Genomic DNA, 19989 nt, shown 5'->3' with positions numbered 1-19989 from the left:
CGCCCTTTCCGGTCGGCCGGTGGGTTCCGGTCTTCACACACCACGGACAGCGCCCCAGCGGCATACCTCCCGGGGACACGTCCGGGTGGGAGGCTCAGCGGTCCGTCGCGAAGTTCACGAACGCGGCCCAGCCGGCCGTGTGGACGGAGAGGTGCGGTCGGCTCACGTCCTTGGAGTCGCGGACGTGGACGGTCCCCGGGGCGACGGCTATTTCGACGCACTCGCCGCCCTCGTCGCCGCTGTGACTGCTCCTGTGCCAGACGAGTCGTCGACGGCTCTCAGCGCTCGTCTTCCGTCCGCATCCTCTCGATCAGGGTCGGAGACTCTCGCGGAGCGAGCGCCCGGGCCCCGAGGCTGCCGTAGCGTGCGGCCAGGATACGGACCTCGTCCAGGTCCGCGGCCAGTCGTGCGGAGGTCCGCACTTCCGTATACGCCACCTGCGGTTTTCCCGCGGCGTCAGCAGGGTGAACGAGCCTCCCATGCCCGAGGGCTCGGTCCGGCCCGTAGGCATGACCCGCAACTCGACGGTACGCAGCCGCCCGAGGTCGAGCAGTCGGTCCAGTTGCCCCTTGTGGACCTCGAGTCCTCCCAGCGGTCGACGAAGTACCACCTCGGCGATCACCACAGTCATGTGGGAGGGGGACGTCGGGTCAGAATTTCCCGGCGGCTCGTGCGTGAGGCCACACGTTGTCCGATCATCTCCTCGTCGAGCAGCGGCTTGCGCATCTCGTACAAGGCGCTGGTGCGTCCCTCGGACTGGAACAGCCCAGGGGCGTCCCGGTTGTTGTAGAAGCTGACCTCGACCGCCTGGGCCTCCAGCCGTGCGCAGTCACGGAACCAAGCCGGATGCCGGACCCGCGTACGGGCCTTCGCCCGCTTTTCAACACTTGCGGATCGGACAGGTGTCAGGGCCACAGCAGTTGCTTGGTCCACCCGTCGGGTGAGGACAGGTAGGCGAGCCTGGTGTGGCGGCGCTGCTTGTCGCCCTGCCAGAACTCCACCGACTCCGGGCGCACTGAGTACAGCGTCCAATGGGGCGCCACGAGGTCCGGCTCGCTCTTGATCCGCGTGAGTGATGCCTCCACCTGCGCGTCCCTTTCGGCCAGATCCGCGAGCGGTTGCGATTGCCGACCGAGCAGGGCTTCCGCCCGTGCCCCCGCGCTGCGGGCGAGGAAGTCCGCAGCGCACAGTTCTGGGGTCTCTCGCACGACCGGTCCGCGCACCCGGACCTGGCGGGCGAGCGGTGCCCAGTAGAAGGTCAGCGCCGCACAAGGGCGGGCGGCGAGGTCCCGGCCCTTGAGGCTGCTCGCGTCCGAGGCGAATTGCCAGCCCTCAGGGCTCACGTCCTTGAGGATGAGTACGCGGGCGGTCGGATCACCCTTGGCGTCCGCCGTGGCCAGCGTCATGGCATGCGGCTCCTGCACCCCGGCGCTCAACGCCTTGAGCAACCACTCGGTGAACAGCTCGAACGGCGTGTCCGGCGCAGTGGACGGGTCGAACCCGGGAAGCTCGCCGGCGAAGACCTCGATGTCCCGCAGCGTCTGACGCAGGTCGGCCGCACCGGTCACGTTCTGCTCCCTCGGTCGTGATCGCTCAAGTCGAGCTGAACCTATCAACTCGCATGATTCGCAAGCTGATTGTGGTCGACCACGCCGTTGCATCCCCGAGGTGTCGGACAAGGTGGCCGTTTCCGGACGGGGTTCCGGCGCGGACGAGGAGCCTCGGCGGGCCACGGTGACCGGGCGGCGCGCGCCGAGGAGAATCGCCGCATGCGGATTCTGATCGTCACCGCCGGCTCACGGGGAGATGTCGCGCCCTTCACAGGTCTGGGGCGGCGCCTGCTGGATGCGGGCCATCAGGTCGCCGTGGCCGCTCATCCGTCCTTCGGCGCACTCGTCGGCGGGTGCGGTCTCGACCACCGGCCTGTGCCGGGAGACCCGCAGGGGCTGGTCCGAGCCTGGTCCCAGGCGGCTTCGCGGGAGGAAGCCCGGGCGATGACCAGGGCGTACGCGGACGGCCTCGCCGATGGAGTGGCGGACGCCGTGGCCGCCGGAGCCGACCTGGTGCTCACCCCCTTCGGTCCCGCACCGCTCAGCCGGACGGCCGGCGAAGCGTTCGGCGTCCCCGTCATCGGCACCTACCTCACACCGGCGTTCGCCACCGCGGAGTTCCCGCTGCCCGGGGCACGAGACATCGACGGCCCGGGCCCGGAGGGGAACCTCGCGGCCGGCCGGGCCGTGCTGGAACGCGCGAAAGGGGTCTTCGCGGGCGCCGTGGCCAGGCTGCGCGACCGCCTCGGGCTGCCCGCCGACGCACCATCGGCACCGGAGGAGATCCGGCCGGTCCTCCACGGCTTCAGCCCGCTGGTCGTGCCGCGTCCCGGGGACTGGCCGTCGGGGGTGGGCGTGGCGGGCTACTGGTGGCCCGCCCGGCCGGACCGCTGGCAGCCTCCGGCCGAACTGGTCGACTTCCTCCAGGCCGGTCCGCCCCCGGTGTTCATCGGGTTCGGCAGCATGGCACCGGGGCAGGGGGAACGGCTCAGCGAGCTGGTGGCCGCGGCGGTGGAGCGGGCAGGCGTACGCGCGGTGGTGCAGGCGGGGTGGGCCGAACTGGGCGGCCGCGGCGCCGACGTCCTGGTCGTCGGCGACCTTCCGCACGACTGGTTGTTCCCCCGCACCGCCGCCGTGGTCCACCACGCCGGGGCGGGTACCACCGCGGCCGGACTGCGGGCCGGAGTACCCGCCCTGCCCGTACCGGTCATGGCCGACCAGCCGTTCTGGGCGTCCCGGCTGTACCGGCTGGGAGTCGCTCCCCGGCCCCTGCCGTTCCAGGATCTCACCGTCGAAGCCCTCGGCGCCGGGATCACTGCCTGCCTGTCCGATCCGGCCCACCGCCGCCGCGCGGCCGAACTCGCCCACGGCATCGCCGCGGAGGACGGCGCCGCCGCGGTGCTCGCCCACATCGGCTCAGGACGCGCCGGGTGAATTTGGGGACGCTCCGTCGCCGTGGTCACCCGCGAAGGCTTCGAGGTGGCGCTGGAGGGTGCGTGTCCGTCCCACTCCTGGCGCGCCGTCCACTGCGGCGATGTGGCGTGCACCGCCTTGATTCGTCTGGGTGGTCCGCAGGGGCGGGCCTCCGGACCGGCTGCCCGGGGCCCGTGCTGCCGGCGCCCGTCGAGGGTCACGGGTTTCTCCCTCTCCGGTATTGCGCGAAGCTGATCGGTTTTCGGCCAGTTCCCGACCGGGTGTGGGGTGCCGTTCCTGCTTTCGGTGGTCCACTTCGGTAACTGGTTGCTTATGGGTGGGGTCGGTCTGTCACTCTGTCGGCATTGATCGAGGTGTATTCGTACGAACTGCCCGGGGAGCTGCCCATGGGGGCCATTCCGACGCAACGGGAGGCCTCGCCTGCCGCATCCGAGGCGTTCGCGCGGGCGGGTGCGCGGGCGGACGCGACCCTGCCCGGCGGTTCCCTCGCCCCGGGGTCCGCGCGCGCCCTGGTGCGGGCGGCGCTCGCCGAGTGGACGGAACGCGCCCTGCCCGGCGTCGAGCACCTCACCATCCGTGCCGGTGACGACGCCACGCTGATCGCCAGCGAGCTGGTCACCAACGCCGTCGTCCACGCCGGGACCGAGGTACGGCTCACCTGCACGCTGGAGGAGGACACCGGCGCGCTCGTCATCGAGGTCGCCGACCGGCATCCCTCCCGCGCCCCGTGCGACGGCGGGCCGGACGCGGTGCCCTCCGGGAGTTCCGAGGGCCCCGAGCACGGGCGGGGGCTGCGGCTCGTCGCCGCTCTCTCCGAGACCTGGGGGATCACGTACCGGCCCGGCGCCCACACGAAGACGATCTGGGCCCGCGTCCCCGCAGGGGGCCTCGCGCCGGACGGCCCGGGTGACACGGCGGACGGCGTGGGCGACCCGGACGGCGGGGGAGCCTGGGGCGACGACGTGTGCGTGTACGCGGGGGAGACGGAGCCGGACGGGGCGTATGAGGTTCCAGCGCCCGGCGGGGGCCGGGAGGTGTGGCGTGCCTCGCGGCCGTACCGACGGGACGGGGCCTGGCTGGGGCGCGGAGCGCTGTCGTTCCTGGCCGAGGCGTCCGATCTGCTCGCCGGGCAGCTCGACGAGGATCTCGTCGCCGCCCTCACCGGGCAGCTGATCGTTCCGCGGCTCGCGGACTGGTGTGCCGTGTGGCTGGAGGACGAGAGCAGCGGTCACGGCGGCTGGGGCGGAAGCGCGTCGGCCGACGGGTCCCGTCTCGCCCGGGTCTGGCACGCCGACGAGAGCCGCGTCGAGGAACTGAGCCGGGTGCTCGAGCAGAATCCGCCGCCGCCCTCCGACCCGTTGTCCCCCGGCCCGCTCGACTACCCCTGGCCCGAGAAGGCGTTCCGGATGCCGGAAGCCGGCCTCGGCCTGCCGGAAGCCGCTCTCGGCCTGCCGGAGAGCCTCGGCGGGGCGGAGGGCTTCCGCATGCCGGGGAGCCTCGGCATGCCCGGGGTCGCGGACGGCGGACCGGCGTACGACTGCGTCGTCTCCGTCTCCCTCCCCGTGCCTCTCCCGCCTCCGGTCTCCGTCCCCGCGCCCGGCGCGGCCCTCGCCTACCGGCTCGTCGTCGGCGGGCGGCCGCTCGGGACGCTGGTGATCGGGCGGGCCGGGATCGGGCGGTTCCCGGACGAGATCACCGGGCTGGTGGAGGATCTCGGGCGGCGCGTGGCGCTCGCCATCGGCGCCGCCCGGCAGTACGCCCGCCAGGCCACCATCTCCGCCGTGCTCCAGCGCGGACTGCTGCCCGGCGCCGTCGCCGAGATCCCCGGTGTGCGCTCCGCGTTCGTCCACGAGCCCCTCGACAAGGGCGGGCCGAGCGGCGACTTCTACGACCTGTTCCAGGCGGGCGAGGGCCGCTGGTGCTTCGCCGTCGGCGACGTCCAGGGCAAAGGGCCCGAGGCGGCCGTCGTCATCGGTCTCGCCCGGCCCTGGCTGCGGCTGCTCGCCCGCGAGGGCTACCGCGTCGCCGACGTCCTCGACCGCCTCAACCGGCTGCTCCTCGACGACGCCACCGAAGCCGCCGACGCCGCCGCCCGTGCCCTCGTCGCCGCCGGTGCCCGCCCCTCCGCCCCGGGCGACGGCCCCCAGACCCGTTTCCTGTCCCTGCTCTACGGTGAGCTCACCCTCCGCGACGAGGGCGACGGCGGCGCCCGCGTCACCCTCGGCTCCGCCGGGCATCCCCTGCCGCTGCTGCTCGCCCCCGACGGGACGGTCCGTACCGTCGCCCAGCCGCAGACCCTGCTCGGGGTCGTCGAGGACGCCACCTACAGCAGTGAGACCTTCGAGCTGCGCTCCGGCGACACCCTGCTCTGCGTCACCGACGGCGTCACCGAGCGGCGCTCCGGCTCCCGCCAGTTCGACGACGGGGACGGGCTCGCCACGGCGCTGGCCGGCTGTGCGGGGCTGGACGCCGAGCTGACGGCGGAAAGGATCCACCGGCTCGTCCACGAGTTCGGGGCACGGCCGCCGGCCGACGACCTCGCGCTGCTCGTGCTCCAGGCGGACTGATCCCGCGAGGCGGGAGAGGACCGGGACGAGTGCGGGACAATGGAGCACATGCCTTCCGCACTCCCCGACGGCGAGCCCGTCCCCGCCGACGGCGCGCTGCCCGCGTCCGCGCTCGCCGGGGCCGCAGGCCGCCCCCTCGGGTTCTATCTGCACGTGCCGTACTGCGCGACCCGCTGCGGCTACTGCGACTTCAACACCTACACCGCCACCGAGCTGCGCGGCAGCGGAGGAGTGCTCGCCTCCCGGGACAACTACGCCGAGACCCTGACCGACGAGGTCCGCCTGGCCCGCAAGGTGCTCGGCGACGACCCGCGCGAGGTGCGCACCGTGTTCGTCGGCGGCGGCACGCCCACCCTGCTGGCCGCCGACGACCTCGTACGGATGCTGGCCGCGATCCGCGAGGAGTTCGGGCTCGCGGCGGACGCCGAGGTGACGACGGAGGCGAACCCGGAGTCGGTCGACCCGGCCTACCTGGAGACCCTCCGCGCGGGCGGCTTCAACCGGATCTCCTTCGGCATGCAGAGCGCCCGGCAGCACGTGCTGAGGGTCCTCGACCGCACGCACACCCCCGGCCGCCCGGAGGCCTGCGTCGCCGAGGCGCGCGCGGCGGGCTTCGAGCACGTCAACCTCGACCTGATCTACGGCACCCCCGGCGAGTCCGACGACGACTGGCGGGCCTCGCTCGACGCCGCGATCGGTGCCGGGCCGGACCATGTCTCGGCGTACGCGCTGATCGTCGAGGAGGGCACCCAACTGGCCCGGCGCATCCGGCGCGGCGAGGTCCCGATGACCGACGACGACGTCCACGCCGACCGGTACCTGATCGCCGAGGAGGCCCTGTCGGCGGCCGGATTCGACTGGTACGAGGTGTCCAACTGGGCCACCTCCGACGCCGGCCGCTGCCTGCACAACGAGCTGTACTGGAGGGGCGCCGACTGGTGGGGCGCCGGCCCGGGGGCGCACTCGCACGTGGGCGGGGTGCGCTGGTGGAACGTCAAGCACCCCGGCGCGTACGCGGCCGCCCTGGCCGAAGGGCGCTCGCCGGGGGCCGGGCGCGAGATCCTCTCCGAGGAGGACCGCCGGGTGGAGCGCGTCCTGCTGGAGCTGCGACTCAAGGAGGGCGTTCCGCTGTCGCTGCTCCGCGCGGAGGGCCTCGCGGCCGCCCGCCGCGCCCTGACGGACGGCCTGCTCCGGCAGGGTTCGTACGACGAGGGCCGCGCGGCCCTCACCCTGCGGGGGCGGTTGCTGGCGGATGCGGTGGTGCGGGACCTGGTGGACTGAAGGGGGTCCCGGGGAGGGGGCGGAAAACCGTTGATTCAGGCCGGAGCCGTGACGAAGTCGATCAGCTCCTCGACCCTGCCCAGGAGCTCCGGCTCCAGATCCCGGTAGGACCGCACGCGTCCCAGAATGTGCTGCCAGGCCGCACCCGTGTTCTCCGGCCACCCCAGCGCCCGGCACACCCCCGTCTTCCAGTCCTGGCCGCGCGGGACGCGCGGCCAGGACTCGATGCCCAGGGACGACGGTTTCACCGCCTCCCAGATGTCGATGTAGGGGTGGCCCACCACCAGGGCGTGCTCGCTGGTGACCGCCTCGGCGATGCGCGACTCCTTCGAACCCGGCACCAGGTGGTCCACCAGGACCCCCAACCGCGCGTCCGGGCCCGGACCGAACTCCTCGACGATCGCCGGGAGGTCGTCGACGCCCTCCAGGTACTCCACGACCACGCCCTCGATGCGCAGGTCGTCGCCCCACACCCGCTCGACCAGTTCGGCGTCGTGGCGCCCCTCGACGTAGATGCGCCCGGCGCGTGCCACGCGCGCGCGTGCGCCCGGGACGGCCACCGAACCGGACGCCGTACGGGTCGGACGCGACGGACCGGCGGCCGGCCGCACCAGCGTCACCACGCGCCCCTCCAGGAGGAACCCGCGCGGCTCCAGCGGGAACACCCGGTGCTTGCCGAAGCGGTCCTCCAGGGTCACCGTGCCCGCCTCGCAGCGGATCACCGCACCGCAGAATCCGCTGCCGGGCTCCTCCACCACCAGACCGGGCTCGGCCGGCACCTCGGGGACGGGCCGGGACTTCTTCCACCCAGGGGTCAGGTCAGGAGAGTACTGGCGCATTCTGATGACGATAGGAGAATCCGGCTCCCGTTCGGCCGAGGATTCAGCGCGACACGCCGAAGCGGGCCGTGAGGACGTCGCGCTGGGCCCGTAGGAACGCCGCGTCCACCGCCGCGCCGTGGCCGGGAACGTACACCGCGTCCTCGCCGCCCAGGGCCAGCAGCCGGTCCAGGGCGCCCGGCCACTGCGACGGCACGGCGTCGGGCCCCGCCTGCGGCTCGCCGGACTCCTCCACCAGGTCGCCGCAGAACACCACGTCCGGGGTACCGGGCACCAGCACCGCGAGATCGTGCGCCGTGTGCCCCGGGCCCACGTTCGCGAGGAGTGCCCGCCGTCCGCCGCCCAGGTCGAGCGTCCACTCGCCGGACACCGTGTGCCGGGGGCGGACCAGCGCGTCCACCGCCTCCCGGGCCTCCCGCGCGTCCAGACCGTGGCGCTCCGCGTCCGTGAGCAGTTCCTCGCGCCCCCGCGCCAGCACCGTGTCCAGCCCCACCGCGCCGAACACCTCCGCGCCCGCGAACACCGCCGCCCCCAGCACATGGTCGAAGTGGGGGTGGGTGAGCGCGAGATGCGTCACACGCCGCCCGGCGAGCGACTGCGCCTCGGCCCGCAACCGCGCGCCCTCGCGCAGGGACGAACCGGCGTCCACGAGCAGTACCGCGCCGGTACCGACCACGAGTCCCGCCGTGCAGTCCCACACCGGAAGCCGGCACCGCCCCACCTTTGGCGCCAGCCTCTCCCATCCCGACCCTTCCCAAGCCACCGTCATACCGCGACGCTAACGGCCTACGGCTTTCGCGGCGCGTCCGCGCGGGACCGGCCTTGCCCGGGGAGTACCCCCCGGCCGTACACTGGGCGGGGAGTCTGGCACTCGCGTGCGAAGAGTGCCAGGGCATCCAGGAAACGGACCGGGCGGACGGCTTTTGGAGGTGTGCGTGATGCTCAGTGAACGCAGGCTCCAGGTGCTGCGCGCCATCGTCCAGGACTACGTCGGCACCGAGGAGCCCGTCGGCTCCAAGGCCCTCACCGAGCGGCACAACCTGGGCGTCTCCCCGGCCACCGTGCGCAACGACATGGCGGCCCTGGAGGACGAGGGCTTCATCGCCCAGCCGCACACCAGCGCCGGGCGCATCCCCACCGACAAGGGCTACCGGCTCTTCGTGGACAAGCTCGCCGGTGTCAAACCGATGACCGCGCCCGAGCGGCGCGCCATCCAGAACTTCCTCGAGGGCGCCGTCGACCTGGACGACGTCGTGGCCCGCACGGTGCGGCTGCTCGCGCAGCTCACCCGGCAGGTCGCCGTCGTGCAGTACCCGTCGCTGACCCGCTCGACCGTGCGGCACGTGGAGCTGCTCCCGCTGGCGCCCGCGCGCGCCATGCTGGTGCTGATCACGGACACCGGACGGGTCGAGCAGCGCATGGTCGACTGCCCGGCGCCGGTCGGCGAGGCGTCCCTGGCGGATCTGCGGGCCCGGCTCAACAGCCGTGTCGCGGGCCGCCGTTTCACCGATGTACCGTCCCTCGTCGAGGACCTCCCGGAGGCCTTCGACCCCGAGGAACGCGGTACGGTCTCGACCGTGCTCTCCACCCTCCTGGAGACGCTGGTCGAGGAGAACGAGGAGCGGCTGATGATCGGCGGCACCGCCAATCTGACCCGCTTCGGGCATGATTTCCCCTTGGTGATCCGGCCTGTCCTGGAGGCACTCGAGGAGCAGGTCGTGCTTCTCAAGCTGCTCGGCGAGGCGAAGGATCCGGGCGTGACCGTCCGTATCGGTCATGAGAACGCCCATGAGGGACTCAACTCCACGTCCGTCGTGTCGGTGGGCTACGGTTCGGGCGGCGAGGCGGTTGCCAAGCTCGGCGTGGTCGGACCGACCCGCATGGATTACCCGGGAACGATGGGAGCGGTACGCGCAGTGGCACGGTACGTCGGACAGATCCTGGCGGAGTCGTAAGTGGCCACCGACTATTACGCCGTACTCGGCGTGCGCCGGGACGCGTCGCAGGAAGAGATCAAGAAGGCCTTCCGGCGACTCGCCCGCGAGCTGCATCCGGACGTCAACCCGGATCCGAAGACGCAGGAGCGGTTCAAGGAGATCAACGCCGCCTACGAGGTGCTGTCGGACCCGCAGAAGAAGCAGGTCTACGATCTCGGCGGCGACCCGCTCCAGCAGGCCGGAGCAGGCGGTGGCGCGGGCGGCTTCGGGGCGGGCGGCTTCGGGAACTTCTCCGACATCATGGACGCGTTCTTCGGCACGGCGTCGCAGCGCGGTCCGCGCTCGCGCACCCGCCGGGGCCAGGACGCGATGATCCGCCTCGAGGTCGAACTGGACGAGGCCGCGTTCGGCACGACCAAGGACATCCAGGTCGACACGGCGGTCGTCTGCACCACGTGCAGCGGTGAGGGCGCGGCGCCGGGCACCACGGCGCAGACCTGTGACATGTGCCGCGGCCGGGGCGAGGTCTCGCAGGTCACCCGGTCCTTCCTGGGCCAGGTCATGACCTCGCGCCCCTGCCCGCAGTGCCAGGGCTTCGGCACCGTCGTCCCGACCCCGTGCCCCGAGTGCGCGGGCGACGGACGGATCCGCTCCCGCCGCACCCTGACGGTGAAGATCCCGGCCGGTGTGGACAACGGCACCCGGATCCAGCTGGCCGGAGAGGGCGAGGTCGGCCCCGGCGGCGGCCCCGCCGGCGACCTGTACGTCGAGATCCACGAGCTGCCGCACAACATGTTCCAGCGGCGCGGCGACGACCTGCACTGCACGGTCACCCTCCCGATGACGGCGGCCGCCCTCGGCACCAAGGTGCCGCTGGAGACGCTGGACGGCATGGAGGAGGTCGACATCCGGCCCGGCACGCAGTCCGGCCAGTCGATCCCGCTGCACGGCCGGGGTGTCACGCATCTGCGGGGCGGCGGCCGGGGCGACCTCGTCGTCCACGTCGAGGTGCAGACCCCGGGCAAGCTCGACCCCGAACAGGAGCGCCTGCTGCGCGAATTCGCCAAGCTCCGCGGCGAGGAGCGCCCGCTGGGCCAGTTCCAGCCGGGCCAGCAGGGCCTGTTCTCCCGGCTGAAGGACGCCTTCAACGGGCGCTGACGGGCCTTTCCCGCGGGGACCGGACGAGGTCCCCGCGGGTGCCCCCGAGGCGGGCCGCGCCAAGGGCACGGTCGGCTTCGGGGTCGTTTCGGACCCGCTTTCGATCCGGTTCCGGTCCGTCCTCGATCCAATTCGGAGATGCCCGAAGGACGTGGCAACATGCCGTCATGTCCTTGGCCCTCACCGACCTCCTCCGGCACCCCGTGGTGCAGGCCCCGATGGCGGGCGGAGTCGCCGTGCCGCAGCTCGTCGCGGCCGTGTCCGAGGCGGGAGGGCTCGGGTTCCTGGCCGCCGGGTACAAGACCGCGGACGGGATGTACCAGGAGATCAAGCAGCTGCGCGGGCTGACCGGGGCCCCCTTCGGCGTCAACGTCTTCATGCCCCAGCCCGAGACCCCCGACCCCGCCGCCGTCGGCGTCTACGCCCACCAGCTGGCCGGTGAGGCCCCCTGGTACGACACCGAACTGGGTGACCCCGACAGCGGCCGCGACGACGGCTACGACGCCAAACTCGCCGTCCTGCTCGACAACCCGGTGCCGGTGGTGTCGTTCCACTTCGGCGTGCCCGCCCGTGAGGTCCTGGACACCCTGCGCCGCGCCGGCACGTTCACACTGGCCACCGCCACCACCCCCGACGAGGCGCGGGCCGTTCAGGACGCGGGCGCCGACGCGGTGATAGCGCAGGGCGCCGAGGCCGGCGGCCACCAGGGCACCCACCGGGACTGCCCGGAGACGGACTGCTCCGGCCTCGGGCTGCTGCCCCTGATCAGCCAGGTGCGGGAGGCCGTGGACATTCCGATCGTCGCGGCCGGCGGCATCATGCACGGCAGCCAGATCGCCGCCGTCCTCGCGGCAGGCGCCTCGGCGGCCCAGCTCGGCACGGCGTTCCTCGCCACGCACGAGTCCGGTGCGCACGGCCTGCACAAGCAGGCGCTGACCAACCCCCTGTACACCCGCACCGAACTGACCCGCGCCTTCTCCGGACGCCCGGCCCGCGCCCTGGTCAACCGCTTCCTGCGGGAGCACGGCCGGTACGCGCCCGCCGCCTACCCGGACGTCCACCATCTGACCGCCCCGCTGCGCAAGGCCGCCGCCACCGCCGGGGACCCGCAGGGCATGGCGCTGTGGGCGGGACAGGGCCACCGGATGGCCCGCGAGCTGCCCGCCGGGCAGCTGGTGGAGGTGCTGGCCGCCGAACTCACCGCCACCCGGACCGCGTTGTCGGCGGGAGGTACCCGATGACCGCCCCGGTCTTCGTCGTGGACGACTTCGGTACGGACGGCTTTGGCCACCACGTGCTCGACGGCCCCGAGGGACGGCACGCCGTCTCCGTGAAGCGGCTGCGGGCAGGGGAGAGGGTCGTCCTCACCGACGGCGCCGGCCGCCGGGCCGAGGGCGAGGTGACCGGCACCGAGGGCAAGGACCGGCTGATCGTGCGCCTCGGCGACGTCGTCGAGGAGCCCGTGGAGTCGCCCCGGCTCACCGTCGTCCAGGCCCTGCCCAAGGGGGACAGGGGCGAGCTGGCCGTGGAGACGATGACCGAGGTCGGCGTCGACGCGGTCGTGCCGTGGTCGGCGGCGCGCTGTGTCACCCAGTGGCGGGGCGAGCGCGGGCTGAAGTCCCTCGGCAAATGGCGGGCGACGGCCCGCGAGGCGGGCAAGCAGTCCCGCCGGACACGCTTCCCAAAGATCGCGGACGCGGCCACGACCCGGCAGGTTGCCTCACTTCTCGCCGAAGCCGACTTCGCCGCCGTCCTCCACGAGAGCGGCACCGAACCCCTCGCGACCGCCGCACTCCCCTCCTTCGGCACCATCGTGCTGGTCGTCGGCCCCGAGGGCGGGATCTCGCCGGAGGAGCTGGAGCTCTTCGCGCAGGCCGGCGCCAAGCCCTACCGCCTGGGCCGCAGTGTCCTGCGCACCTCCACCGCCGGCACCGCGGCGACGGCCGTACTCCTGACCCGCACGGGCCGCTGGTCCTGACGGCGCAGGCCGGCCGTCCGCCGCGAGGGCGGCGACCGCCGGGAACAGCTCCCGGCCGTCGAGCTTTGCGAACCCGGGCCCGGAGCCGGAGCCGGTGAGCGGCCCGTGCCGGGCCGCCTCGTCGACGAGGACCCGTACGGCACCCGGCTCGCGCAGGTCGACCCCGCCTGTCCCCCGAGGGCCACGCACCCCGGGTGAGGGAAGCCGTCGGGGACGGAACGACCCTCACCGACCCGGAACACGAGGCGCGTCGTCCTTTCGCCCGGGTGCGGCGGGAGGACTTCCCGGCAGGGCTCCCCGGAACTGTGCCGATGGCGCACCGACCACAGGTGGACGGCCGTTCCGCCCGCGACGGAACCGTCCACGGCGAGTCTCCCGAGCCGGCGTCCGCCACGCGTCCGCCCGGGGTGGTGCGCGGTGGCCGTATGCGCCCTACCGCCACGCCTGTGCCGGTGGCAGGCTGCTGCCCATGGCGTCCAAGGGGGCACTGACAAGGAGTTGGCCGAGGTCCTGGCCGAGGGTTCGGCGCGGGACACGGTGGCGGCGGCCGGCCCTGGCCGTGGGGTTCGCCGTGGTCGCCGTGGGCGGGGCCGTGGCGTGCGAGCCGGGCTCGGTCGGCTCGGCCGCGGTGGCGCTCACGACCGACGAGACGGTCACCCAGGAGCTCAACAGGCAGAAGAACGGGGTGCGGTGGCTCAGCTGCACCGCCTCCTACGGGGACGACGCGAGCGCGTCGCCGCGGTCCGCGAGTGCGAGCGAGAACACGGTGGCCACCGTGGACTGCGACGGGGAGACCGAGGACGGCAAGGAGATCACCGTCACCGGGAAGATCACCCACGCCGTCAACGGCGCCTGTGTGCGCGGGGACATCACCGCGAAGGTGGACGGCAAGCAGGTGTTCCGGGTCGACGGCCTGGGCGACTGCGACGCCACCAGCCCGCCTCCGGTGGGCGAGCCCGCGAGCCGCGGCCCGCGGCCCACCGTCACGGTGACGGTCACGACGACCGTGTGGTGCGACCAGTACCCGTCCTGCCGCCCTGTCGAGGGCAAGTGATCCAAACCCCTGTCCACGCCGACCGCGCCTGCGTAGGGTGACCGGGTGACGCACTCTGCTTCGGTAGCCTCCGCCGCGTATCTCCGGTTCCCGCATCCGCACGGCGAGTTGGTCGCCTTCACCGCCGAGGACGACGTGTGGCTCGCCCCGCTCGACGGCGGCCGCGCCTGGCGGGCCAGCGCGGACAACGTGCCGGTGACGATGCCCCGCATCTCGCCCGACGGCACCACCGTCGCCTGGACCTCCACCCGTGACGGCGCCCCCGAGGTGCACATCGCCCCCGTCGAGGGCGGCCCCGGCCGGCGCCTGACGTACTGGGGGAGTGCCAGGACCCAGGTGCGCGGCTGGACCCCGGACGGGAAGGTCCTGGCGCTCAGCACCCACGGTCAGGCCAGCCTGCGCCGTACCTGGGCCCGTGCGGTCCCCCTCGACGGCGGACCCGCCACCACGCTGCCCCACGGCCCCGTCGGCGACGTCGCCCACGGGCCGCGCACCGTACTGCTCTCCGCGACGATGGGCCGCGAGGCCGCCGCGTGGAAGCGCTACCGGGGCGGTACGGCGGGCAAGTTGTGGATCGAGCAGGAGCCCGGCGACGGCGACGGCGACGGCGCCGAGAACACGGCCGACGGCCCCGGCGAGTTCGTCCGCCTGCACGCCGACCTCGACGGGAACATCGAGTATCCGATCTGGGTGGGTACGAGGATCGCCTTCCTCTCCGACCACGAGGGCACCGGCGCGCTGTACTCCTCCCTCGCCGACGGGTCCGACCTGCGCCGGCACACGCCCCTCGAGGGCTTCTACGCCCGGCACGCCGCCACCGACGGCACCCGCGTCGTCTACTCCAGCGCCGGCCGGCTGTGGATCCTCGACGACCTGGACGGGGCCGAGCCCCGCCCGCTCGACGTCCGGCTCGGCGGCCAGCGCGTCGACCTGACGCCCTTCCCGGTGAACGCCGCCCGCTGGTTCGGCTCCGCCTCCCCCGACCACACCGCGCGCGGCAGCGCCGTCTGCGTGCGCGGCACCGTCCACTGGGTCACCCACCGGTCGGGACCCGCCCGCGCCCTCGCCGCCACTCCCGGCGTCCGCGCCCGGAGTCCGCACACCTTCCGTGCGGACGGCGAGGAGTGGGTGGTGTGGGTGACCGACGCCGAGGGCGACGACGCCCTGGAGTTCGCCCCGGCCACCGGCCTCGCCCCCGGCGCGACCCCGCGCCGGATCGCCGCCGGACAGCTCGGCCGGGTCCTGGGGCTCGCGATGTCGCCGGACGGCAGCCGCGCCGCGATCGCCTCGCACGACGGCCGCGTCCTGCTCGTCGAGCGGGAGACCGGCGAGGTCCGCGAGGTCGACCGCAGCGCCGACGGCGACGTCTGTGGGCTGACCTTCTCGCCCGACTCCGCCTGGCTCGCCTGGTCCCACCCCGGCCCCCGCCCGCTGAGCCAGCTGAGGATCGCCAGTACCACCGACCTCCAGGTCACCGAGGCGACCCCGCTGCGCTTCCAGGACTACGCGCCCGCCTTCACCCTCGACGGCAAGCACCTCGCGTTCCTGTCGACCCGTTCCTTCGACCCGGTCTACGACGAGCACGTCTTCGACCTCGCCTTCGTCGAGGGCGCCCGGCCGCACCTGATCCCCCTCGCCGCGACGACCCCGTCGCCGTTCGGCCCGCAGCGGCACGGCCGCCCCTTCGAGACGCCGGACCGGGACGAGACCCCCGACAGCGAGGGCACCCCCGCCACCCGGATCGACCTGGAGGGGCTCGCCGACCGGATCGTGCCGTTCCCGGTCGAGGCCGCCCGCTACTCCAACCTGCGCGCCGCCAAGGACGGGGTGCTGTGGCTGCGGCACCCGGTGCGCGGTGTGCTCGGCGCCTCCCGGGCCACCCCCGACGACCCCGACCCGAAGACCGAGCTGGAGCGCTACGACCTCGCCCAGTCGCGCATCGAGCAGCTGGCCTCGGACGCCGACCACTTCGAGGTCAGCGGCGACGGCAAGCGGGTGCTGCTGTGGACCGACGGCCGGCTCAAGGTCGTCCCCAGCGACCGGCGCGCCTCGGGCGACGACGACAGCGACGGCAACATCACCGTCGACCTCGACCGGGTCCGCCAGTTCATCGACCCGGCCGCCGAGTGGCGGCAGATGTTCGACGAGGCCGGCCGCATCATGCGGGACAACTACTGGCGGCCGGACATGAACGGCGTCGACTGGGACGCCGTCCTCGACCGCTACCGGCCCGTCCTCGACCGGCTCGCCACCCACGACGACCTGGTCGACCTCCTGTGGGAGGTACAGGGCGAACTCGGCACCTCGCACGCCTACGTCACCCCGCGCGGCGGCTTCGGCGGCGGCGCCCGGCAGGGCCTGCTCGGCGCGGACATCTCCCGCCACGAGGACGGCAGCTGGCGCGTCGACCGCATCCTGCCCGCGGAGACGTCCGACCCCCAGGGCCGTTCCCCGCTGGCCGCGCCCGGCGTCGCGATCCGCACCGGTGACGCGATCGTCGCCGTGGCCGGGCAGCCCGTCGACCCGGTGGGCGGACCGGCCCCGCTGCTGGTCGGCACCGCGGGCAAGCCCGTCGAGCTGACCGTCTCCCCGGCCGGCGGAGGCGAGGCGCGGCACGCGGTCGTCGTCCCCGTCGCCGACGAGGAGCCGCTGCGCTACCACGCGTGGGTCGCCGACCGGCGGGCCCGTGTCCACGAGTTGTCCGGCGGCCGGCTCGGCTACATCCACGTCCCCGACATGCAGGCTCCCGGCTGGGCCCAGATCCACCGGGACCTGCGGGTCGAGGTGGTCCGTGAGGGCCTGGTCGTGGACGTCCGGGAGAACCGCGGCGGCCACACCTCCCAGCTCGTCGTGGAGAAGCTGGCCCGGCGGATCGTCGGCTGGGACCTGCCGCGCGGTATGCGTCCGGAGAGCTACCCGCAGGACGCGCCCCGCGGTCCGGTCGTCGCCGTCGCCAACGAGTTCTCCGGCTCCGACGGCGACATCGTCAACGCGGCGATCAAGGCGCTCGGCATCGGCCCGGTCGTCGGCACCCGCACCTGGGGCGGCGTCGTCGGCATCGACAGCCGCTACCGGCTGGTCGACAACACCCTCGTCACCCAGCCCAAGTACGCCTTCTGGCTGGAGGGTTACGGCTGGGGTGTGGAGAACCACGGCGTGGACCCGGACGTGGAGGTCGTCCAGCGCCCGCAGGACCACGCGGCGGGCCGGGACGTCCAGCTGGACGAGGCGGTACGGCTGGCGCTGGCCGCGCTCGAGGAGACCCCGGCCAAGACGCCGCCGACGGTGGAGTAGGCGGCCCGGCGCCGGGGCGCGGCCGGGTGGACGACGGCTTCCCACGCCCGCCCGCGTCCGGGTGCCCGTCCGCGTTTTGGCGTCGCTCGTGTCCTCGCGTATCCGCGAGACCCGGTGTCCGTCGATGTGCCGGGGTGCCCGTCCGTGTCCCGGCGTCGGCCGGCGTCCGGGGGTGCCCGTCCGTGTCCCGGCGTCGGCCGGCGTCCGGGGGTGCCCGTCCGTGTCCTGGTGTCGGCCCTGTCCCTCCGCGTCGGTGCATCCGTGTGCCCCCGGTGTCCGGCCCGTCCCCGCCCGTCCCCGGGTCCGCCCGGGTCCGCCCGGTCCCGCGCGTCCGCGTGTCCCTCCGGACTGTCCCCGGACGCCTGCCCGCCGCGGCGGGGGCGACTACGATGCCTTCGTACGCGATCACCACGCACCGAGGAGGGCCTGCCATGGCAGGGGAACCGCAGGACGACTGCCTGTTCTGCAAGATCGCCGCAGGGCAGACCCCGGCGACGATCGTCCGGGAGACGGACACCACCGTCGCGTTCCGCGACATCAATCCGCAGGCGCCCACGCACATCCTGGTGATCCCGAAGGCGCACCACAAGGACGCGGCGGCCCTCGCCGCGGCCGCCCCCGAGCTCGCGGCGGACGTCCTGCGCGAGACACGGACCGTCGCGGACCAGGAGCAGTTGGAGAGCTACCGCATCATCTTCAACACCGGCAGCGGCGCCGGTCAGACCGTCTGGCACGCGCACGCCCACGTCCTCGGCGGCCGCGGTCTCCACTGGCCCCCCGGATAGGCGGCGGCTTCCTTGTCCGTACGCGAACTGGTGGTGCTCGGCACCGCCAGCCAGGTTCCCACCCGCCACCGCAACCACAACGGTTATCTGCTGCGCTGGGACGGCGAGGGCATCCTGTTCGATCCCGGCGAGGGCACCCAGCGCCAGATGCTGCGCGCCGGGGTCGCCGCGCACGACCTGAACCGGATCTGCGTCACCCACTTCCACGGCGACCACTCACTCGGCCTCGCCGGAGTGATCCAGCGCATCAACCTCGACCGGGTCCCGCACCCCGTCACCGCGCACTACCCGGGCTCCGGGCAGCGCTTCTTCGACCGGCTGCGGTACGCCACCGCCTACCGCGAGACGGTCGGCATCACCGAGGAACCCGTCGCCGCCGACGGCCCGCTCGCCCGCACCGCCGGATACACCCTGGAGGCGCGGAAGCTGTCGCACCCCGTCGAGTCGTACGGCTACCGGCTGGTCGAACCCGACGGCCGGCGGATGCTGCCCGACCGGCTCGCCGCGCACGGCATCAAGGGCCCGGACGTCGGCCGCATCCAGCGTGCGGGCACGCTCGACGGGATCGCGCTGGAGGACGTCAGTGAGGTGCGGCGCGGCCAGCGGTTCGCCTTCGTCATGGACACCCGGCTCTGCGAGGGGGTGCACGCGCTCGCCGAGGGCTGCGACCTGCTCGTCATCGAGTCCACGTTCCTCGACGAGGACGAAGAACTCGCCGTCGAGCACGGTCACCTGACGGCCGGCCAGGCGGCCCGGGCGGCGCGGGACGCAGGCGTACGGCACCTGGTGCTCACCCACTTCAGCCAGCGCTACAGCGACCCGGAGGAGTTCGAGCGGCAGGCGCGGGCCGCCGGGTACGAGGGCGAGCTGACCGTGGCACGCGATCTGCTGCGGGTGCCGCTCCCCAAGCGCCGCTGAGGCCGCCCGTACGATGCTTCGATGCCCGTACCGAAAGCCGAACTGCACCTTCACATCGAAGGCACCCTCGAACCCGAGCTCGCCTTCGCCCTGGCCGCCCGCAACGGCGTCGACCTGCCCTGGGCCGACACCGACGCCCTGCGCGAGGCGTACCGGTTCCAGGACCTCCAGTCGTTCCTGAACCTGTACTACGCACTCATGGCCGTGCTGCGCACCGAGCGGGACTTCGAGGACCTCGCCGACGCCTACCTGGCCCGCGCCGCGGCGCAGGGCGTGCGGCACGCGGAGATCTTCTTCGACCCGCAGGCCCACATGGCGCGTGGCGTCGGCATGGAAACCGTGGTCGACGGACTGTGGCGGTCGCTCGGGCGCAGCCGGGAGACGCACGGCGTCTCGACCCGGCTGATCATGTGCTTCCTGCGGGACGAGTCCGCCGGGTCGGCCCTGGCGACGCTGGACGCGGCCGAGCCCCACCTGGACCGGATCACCGGTGTCGGCCTGGACTCGGCCGAGGTCGGGCACCCGCCCGTGAAGTTCCGTGCGGTGTACGAGGCGGCCGCCGCGCTCGGGCTGCGGCGCGTGGCGCACGCCGGTGAGGAGGGGCCGCCGGAGTACATCACCGAGGCGCTGGACGTCCTCGGCGTCGAGCGGGTCGACCACGGGCTGCGCTGCGTGGAGGACCCGGCGCTGGTGGAACGGCTGGTGCGGGACCGGATCCCGCTGACCGTGTGCCCGCTGTCGAACGTCCGGCTGCGCGCCGTGGACACCCTCGCCGGCCATCCGCTGCCCGCGATGCTCGACGCCGGCCTGCTGTGCACGGTGAACTCCGACGACCCGGCCTACTTCGGCGGCTACGCGGGCGACAACTTCGACGCGGTGCGCGACACGCTCGGCCTCGGCCCGGAGCGGCTGCGCGAGCTGGCCCGCAACTCCTTCCTCGCCGCCTTCCTGGACGACGACGAGGACCTGCGGGGCCGGTACCTCGCCGAGGTGGAGGCGTACGTCTTCCCGTAGTCCCCACGCGGTCCTCGCCGTCAGCCGTCAGCCGTCAGCCGTTCAGTGCGTCCGGCGCACGGACCGATGGTGGCGCCGACTCCCCTGTGCACACGGGTCGCGGCCCCGTCGGTCGCCGCAACGGCCGTCCACGGCCCCCGTGGTGCCGCCGGACGGGACGTCACCGCGCAGGCCGCCGGC

Annotated in this window: 16 protein-coding genes and 2 pseudogenes; 12 read left to right on the top strand and 6 right to left on the bottom strand. The window is 73.6% G+C overall.

Annotation, left to right across the window (positions count from 1 at the left end):
- Positions 1 to 94: 94 nt before the first annotated feature.
- The 3 genes and pseudogenes from ACWZEH_RS10590 to ACWZEH_RS10580 form a co-directional block, all read right to left on the bottom strand.
- Positions 95 to 253, bottom strand: a pseudogene (locus ACWZEH_RS10590) (DUF397 domain-containing protein); the annotation flags it as partial.
- 57 nt (positions 254 to 310) lie between these two features.
- Positions 311 to 915: pseudogene (locus tag ACWZEH_RS10585) on the bottom strand (Scr1 family TA system antitoxin-like transcriptional regulator).
- Positions 906 to 1568: a pyridoxine/pyridoxamine 5'-phosphate oxidase gene (locus ACWZEH_RS10580; protein ID WP_456197754.1), complete on the bottom strand. Its 663-nt coding sequence runs from the start codon at positions 1566 to 1568 to the stop codon at positions 906 to 908. Before ACWZEH_RS10580 ends, ACWZEH_RS10585 begins: the two are co-directional and overlap by 10 nt.
- A gap of 201 nt (positions 1569 to 1769) precedes the next feature.
- On the opposite strand from ACWZEH_RS10580, the gene ACWZEH_RS10575 reads away from it, so the two are divergent.
- The 3 genes from ACWZEH_RS10575 to hemW all read left to right on the top strand — a co-directional run bounded on the left by ACWZEH_RS10575 (position 1770) and on the right by hemW (position 6832).
- Positions 1770 to 2984 (top strand): glycosyltransferase, encoded by a 1215-nt coding sequence (locus ACWZEH_RS10575; RefSeq protein ID WP_456197752.1) that lies wholly within the window; start codon positions 1770 to 1772, stop codon positions 2982 to 2984.
- 386 nt (positions 2985 to 3370) lie between these two features.
- Entirely contained in the window at positions 3371 to 5551 is a 2181-nt protein-coding gene (locus ACWZEH_RS10570) for a SpoIIE family protein phosphatase (protein ID WP_456199528.1), read from the top strand.
- Between the two features lie 48 nt (positions 5552 to 5599).
- Positions 5600 to 6832 (top strand): radical SAM family heme chaperone HemW, encoded by a 1233-nt coding sequence (gene hemW / locus ACWZEH_RS10565; protein WP_456197750.1) that lies wholly within the window; start codon positions 5600 to 5602, stop codon positions 6830 to 6832.
- A 35-nt stretch (positions 6833 to 6867) separates the two neighbouring features.
- On the opposite strand, the gene ACWZEH_RS10560 is transcribed toward hemW, so the two are convergent.
- Complete coding sequence (locus ACWZEH_RS10560) at positions 6868 to 7671, bottom strand: DUF3097 domain-containing protein (RefSeq protein WP_456197748.1); 804 nt, start codon at positions 7669 to 7671, stop codon at positions 6868 to 6870.
- Between the two features lie 43 nt (positions 7672 to 7714).
- Positions 7715 to 8440: an MBL fold metallo-hydrolase gene (locus ACWZEH_RS10555; RefSeq protein WP_456197746.1), complete on the bottom strand. Its 726-nt coding sequence runs from the start codon at positions 8438 to 8440 to the stop codon at positions 7715 to 7717.
- Between the two features lie 169 nt (positions 8441 to 8609).
- Here ACWZEH_RS10555 and hrcA point away from each other — a divergent pair, with 169 nt between their 5' ends.
- From hrcA to ACWZEH_RS10535, 4 genes are all read left to right on the top strand, one after another.
- Positions 8610 to 9626, top strand: coding sequence for a heat-inducible transcriptional repressor HrcA (hrcA, locus tag ACWZEH_RS10550; RefSeq protein WP_042172081.1), 1017 nt, complete (start codon positions 8610 to 8612; stop codon positions 9624 to 9626).
- The gene (gene dnaJ, locus ACWZEH_RS10545; protein WP_456197744.1) at positions 9627 to 10766 is read left to right on the top strand and encodes a molecular chaperone DnaJ; all 1140 of its coding nucleotides are present in this window, start codon (positions 9627 to 9629) and stop codon (positions 10764 to 10766) included. It abuts the gene before it with no gap.
- Between the two features lie 167 nt (positions 10767 to 10933).
- The gene (locus ACWZEH_RS10540; RefSeq protein WP_456197742.1) at positions 10934 to 12007 is read left to right on the top strand and encodes a nitronate monooxygenase; all 1074 of its coding nucleotides are present in this window, start codon (positions 10934 to 10936) and stop codon (positions 12005 to 12007) included.
- Complete coding sequence (locus ACWZEH_RS10535; protein WP_456197740.1) at positions 12004 to 12744, top strand: 16S rRNA (uracil(1498)-N(3))-methyltransferase; 741 nt, start codon at positions 12004 to 12006, stop codon at positions 12742 to 12744. The genes ACWZEH_RS10540 and ACWZEH_RS10535 overlap by 4 nt, the downstream gene beginning before the upstream one ends.
- Positions 12745 to 13176: 432 nt before the next feature.
- Here ACWZEH_RS10535 and ACWZEH_RS10530 read toward each other — a convergent pair whose 3' ends face one another.
- A complete protein-coding gene (locus ACWZEH_RS10530) occupies positions 13177 to 13383 on the bottom strand; it encodes a hypothetical protein (protein ID WP_456200044.1) in 207 nt (68 codons plus the stop codon).
- Between ACWZEH_RS10530 and ACWZEH_RS10525 the strand changes: the two genes are divergently transcribed.
- The 5 genes from ACWZEH_RS10525 (at position 13304) to ACWZEH_RS10505 (ending at position 19809) form a co-directional block, all read left to right on the top strand.
- A complete protein-coding gene (locus tag ACWZEH_RS10525) occupies positions 13304 to 13798 on the top strand; it encodes a hypothetical protein (protein WP_456197738.1) in 495 nt (164 codons plus the stop codon). The genes ACWZEH_RS10530 and ACWZEH_RS10525 overlap by 80 nt on opposite strands.
- A 45-nt stretch (positions 13799 to 13843) precedes the next feature.
- Positions 13844 to 17092: a S41 family peptidase gene (locus tag ACWZEH_RS10520; RefSeq protein ID WP_473965380.1), complete on the top strand. Its 3249-nt coding sequence runs from the start codon at positions 13844 to 13846 to the stop codon at positions 17090 to 17092.
- A 431-nt stretch (positions 17093 to 17523) separates the two neighbouring features.
- Positions 17524 to 17877: an HIT domain-containing protein gene (locus tag ACWZEH_RS10515; protein ID WP_456197736.1), complete on the top strand. Its 354-nt coding sequence runs from the start codon at positions 17524 to 17526 to the stop codon at positions 17875 to 17877.
- Between the two features lie 12 nt (positions 17878 to 17889).
- Entirely contained in the window at positions 17890 to 18795 is a 906-nt protein-coding gene (locus ACWZEH_RS10510; RefSeq protein ID WP_456197734.1) for a ribonuclease Z, read from the top strand.
- 21 nt (positions 18796 to 18816) lie between these two features.
- A complete protein-coding gene (locus ACWZEH_RS10505) occupies positions 18817 to 19809 on the top strand; it encodes an adenosine deaminase (protein ID WP_456197733.1) in 993 nt (330 codons plus the stop codon).
- Positions 19810 to 19989 lie beyond the last annotated feature (180 nt).

The sequence above is a fragment of the Streptomyces yamdrokensis genome, assembly GCF_053890455.1.
This window is presented reverse-complemented; position numbering and strand designations above follow the sequence as displayed.

Excerpts from the sequence above, each read along its gene's own strand:
- ACWZEH_RS10575 (WP_456197752.1), top strand. The coding sequence starts at position 1,770 with ATGCGGATTCTGATCGTCACCGCCGGCTCACGGGGAGATGTCGCGCCC.
- ACWZEH_RS10570 (WP_456199528.1), top strand. The coding sequence starts at position 3,371 with ATGGGGGCCATTCCGACGCAACGGGAGGCCTCGCCTGCCGCATCCGAG.
- hemW (WP_456197750.1), top strand. The coding sequence starts at position 5,600 with ATGCCTTCCGCACTCCCCGACGGCGAGCCCGTCCCCGCCGACGGCGCG.
- ACWZEH_RS10560 (WP_456197748.1), bottom strand. The coding sequence starts at position 7,671 with ATGCGCCAGTACTCTCCTGACCTGACCCCTGGGTGGAAGAAGTCCCGG.
- ACWZEH_RS10555 (WP_456197746.1), bottom strand. The coding sequence starts at position 8,440 with ATGACGGTGGCTTGGGAAGGGTCGGGATGGGAGAGGCTGGCGCCAAAG.
- hrcA (WP_042172081.1), top strand. The coding sequence starts at position 8,610 with ATGCTCAGTGAACGCAGGCTCCAGGTGCTGCGCGCCATCGTCCAGGAC.
- ACWZEH_RS10540 (WP_456197742.1), top strand. The coding sequence starts at position 10,934 with ATGTCCTTGGCCCTCACCGACCTCCTCCGGCACCCCGTGGTGCAGGCC.
- ACWZEH_RS10535 (WP_456197740.1), top strand. The coding sequence starts at position 12,004 with ATGACCGCCCCGGTCTTCGTCGTGGACGACTTCGGTACGGACGGCTTT.
- ACWZEH_RS10515 (WP_456197736.1), top strand. The coding sequence starts at position 17,524 with ATGGCAGGGGAACCGCAGGACGACTGCCTGTTCTGCAAGATCGCCGCA.
- ACWZEH_RS10505 (WP_456197733.1), top strand. The coding sequence starts at position 18,817 with ATGCCCGTACCGAAAGCCGAACTGCACCTTCACATCGAAGGCACCCTC.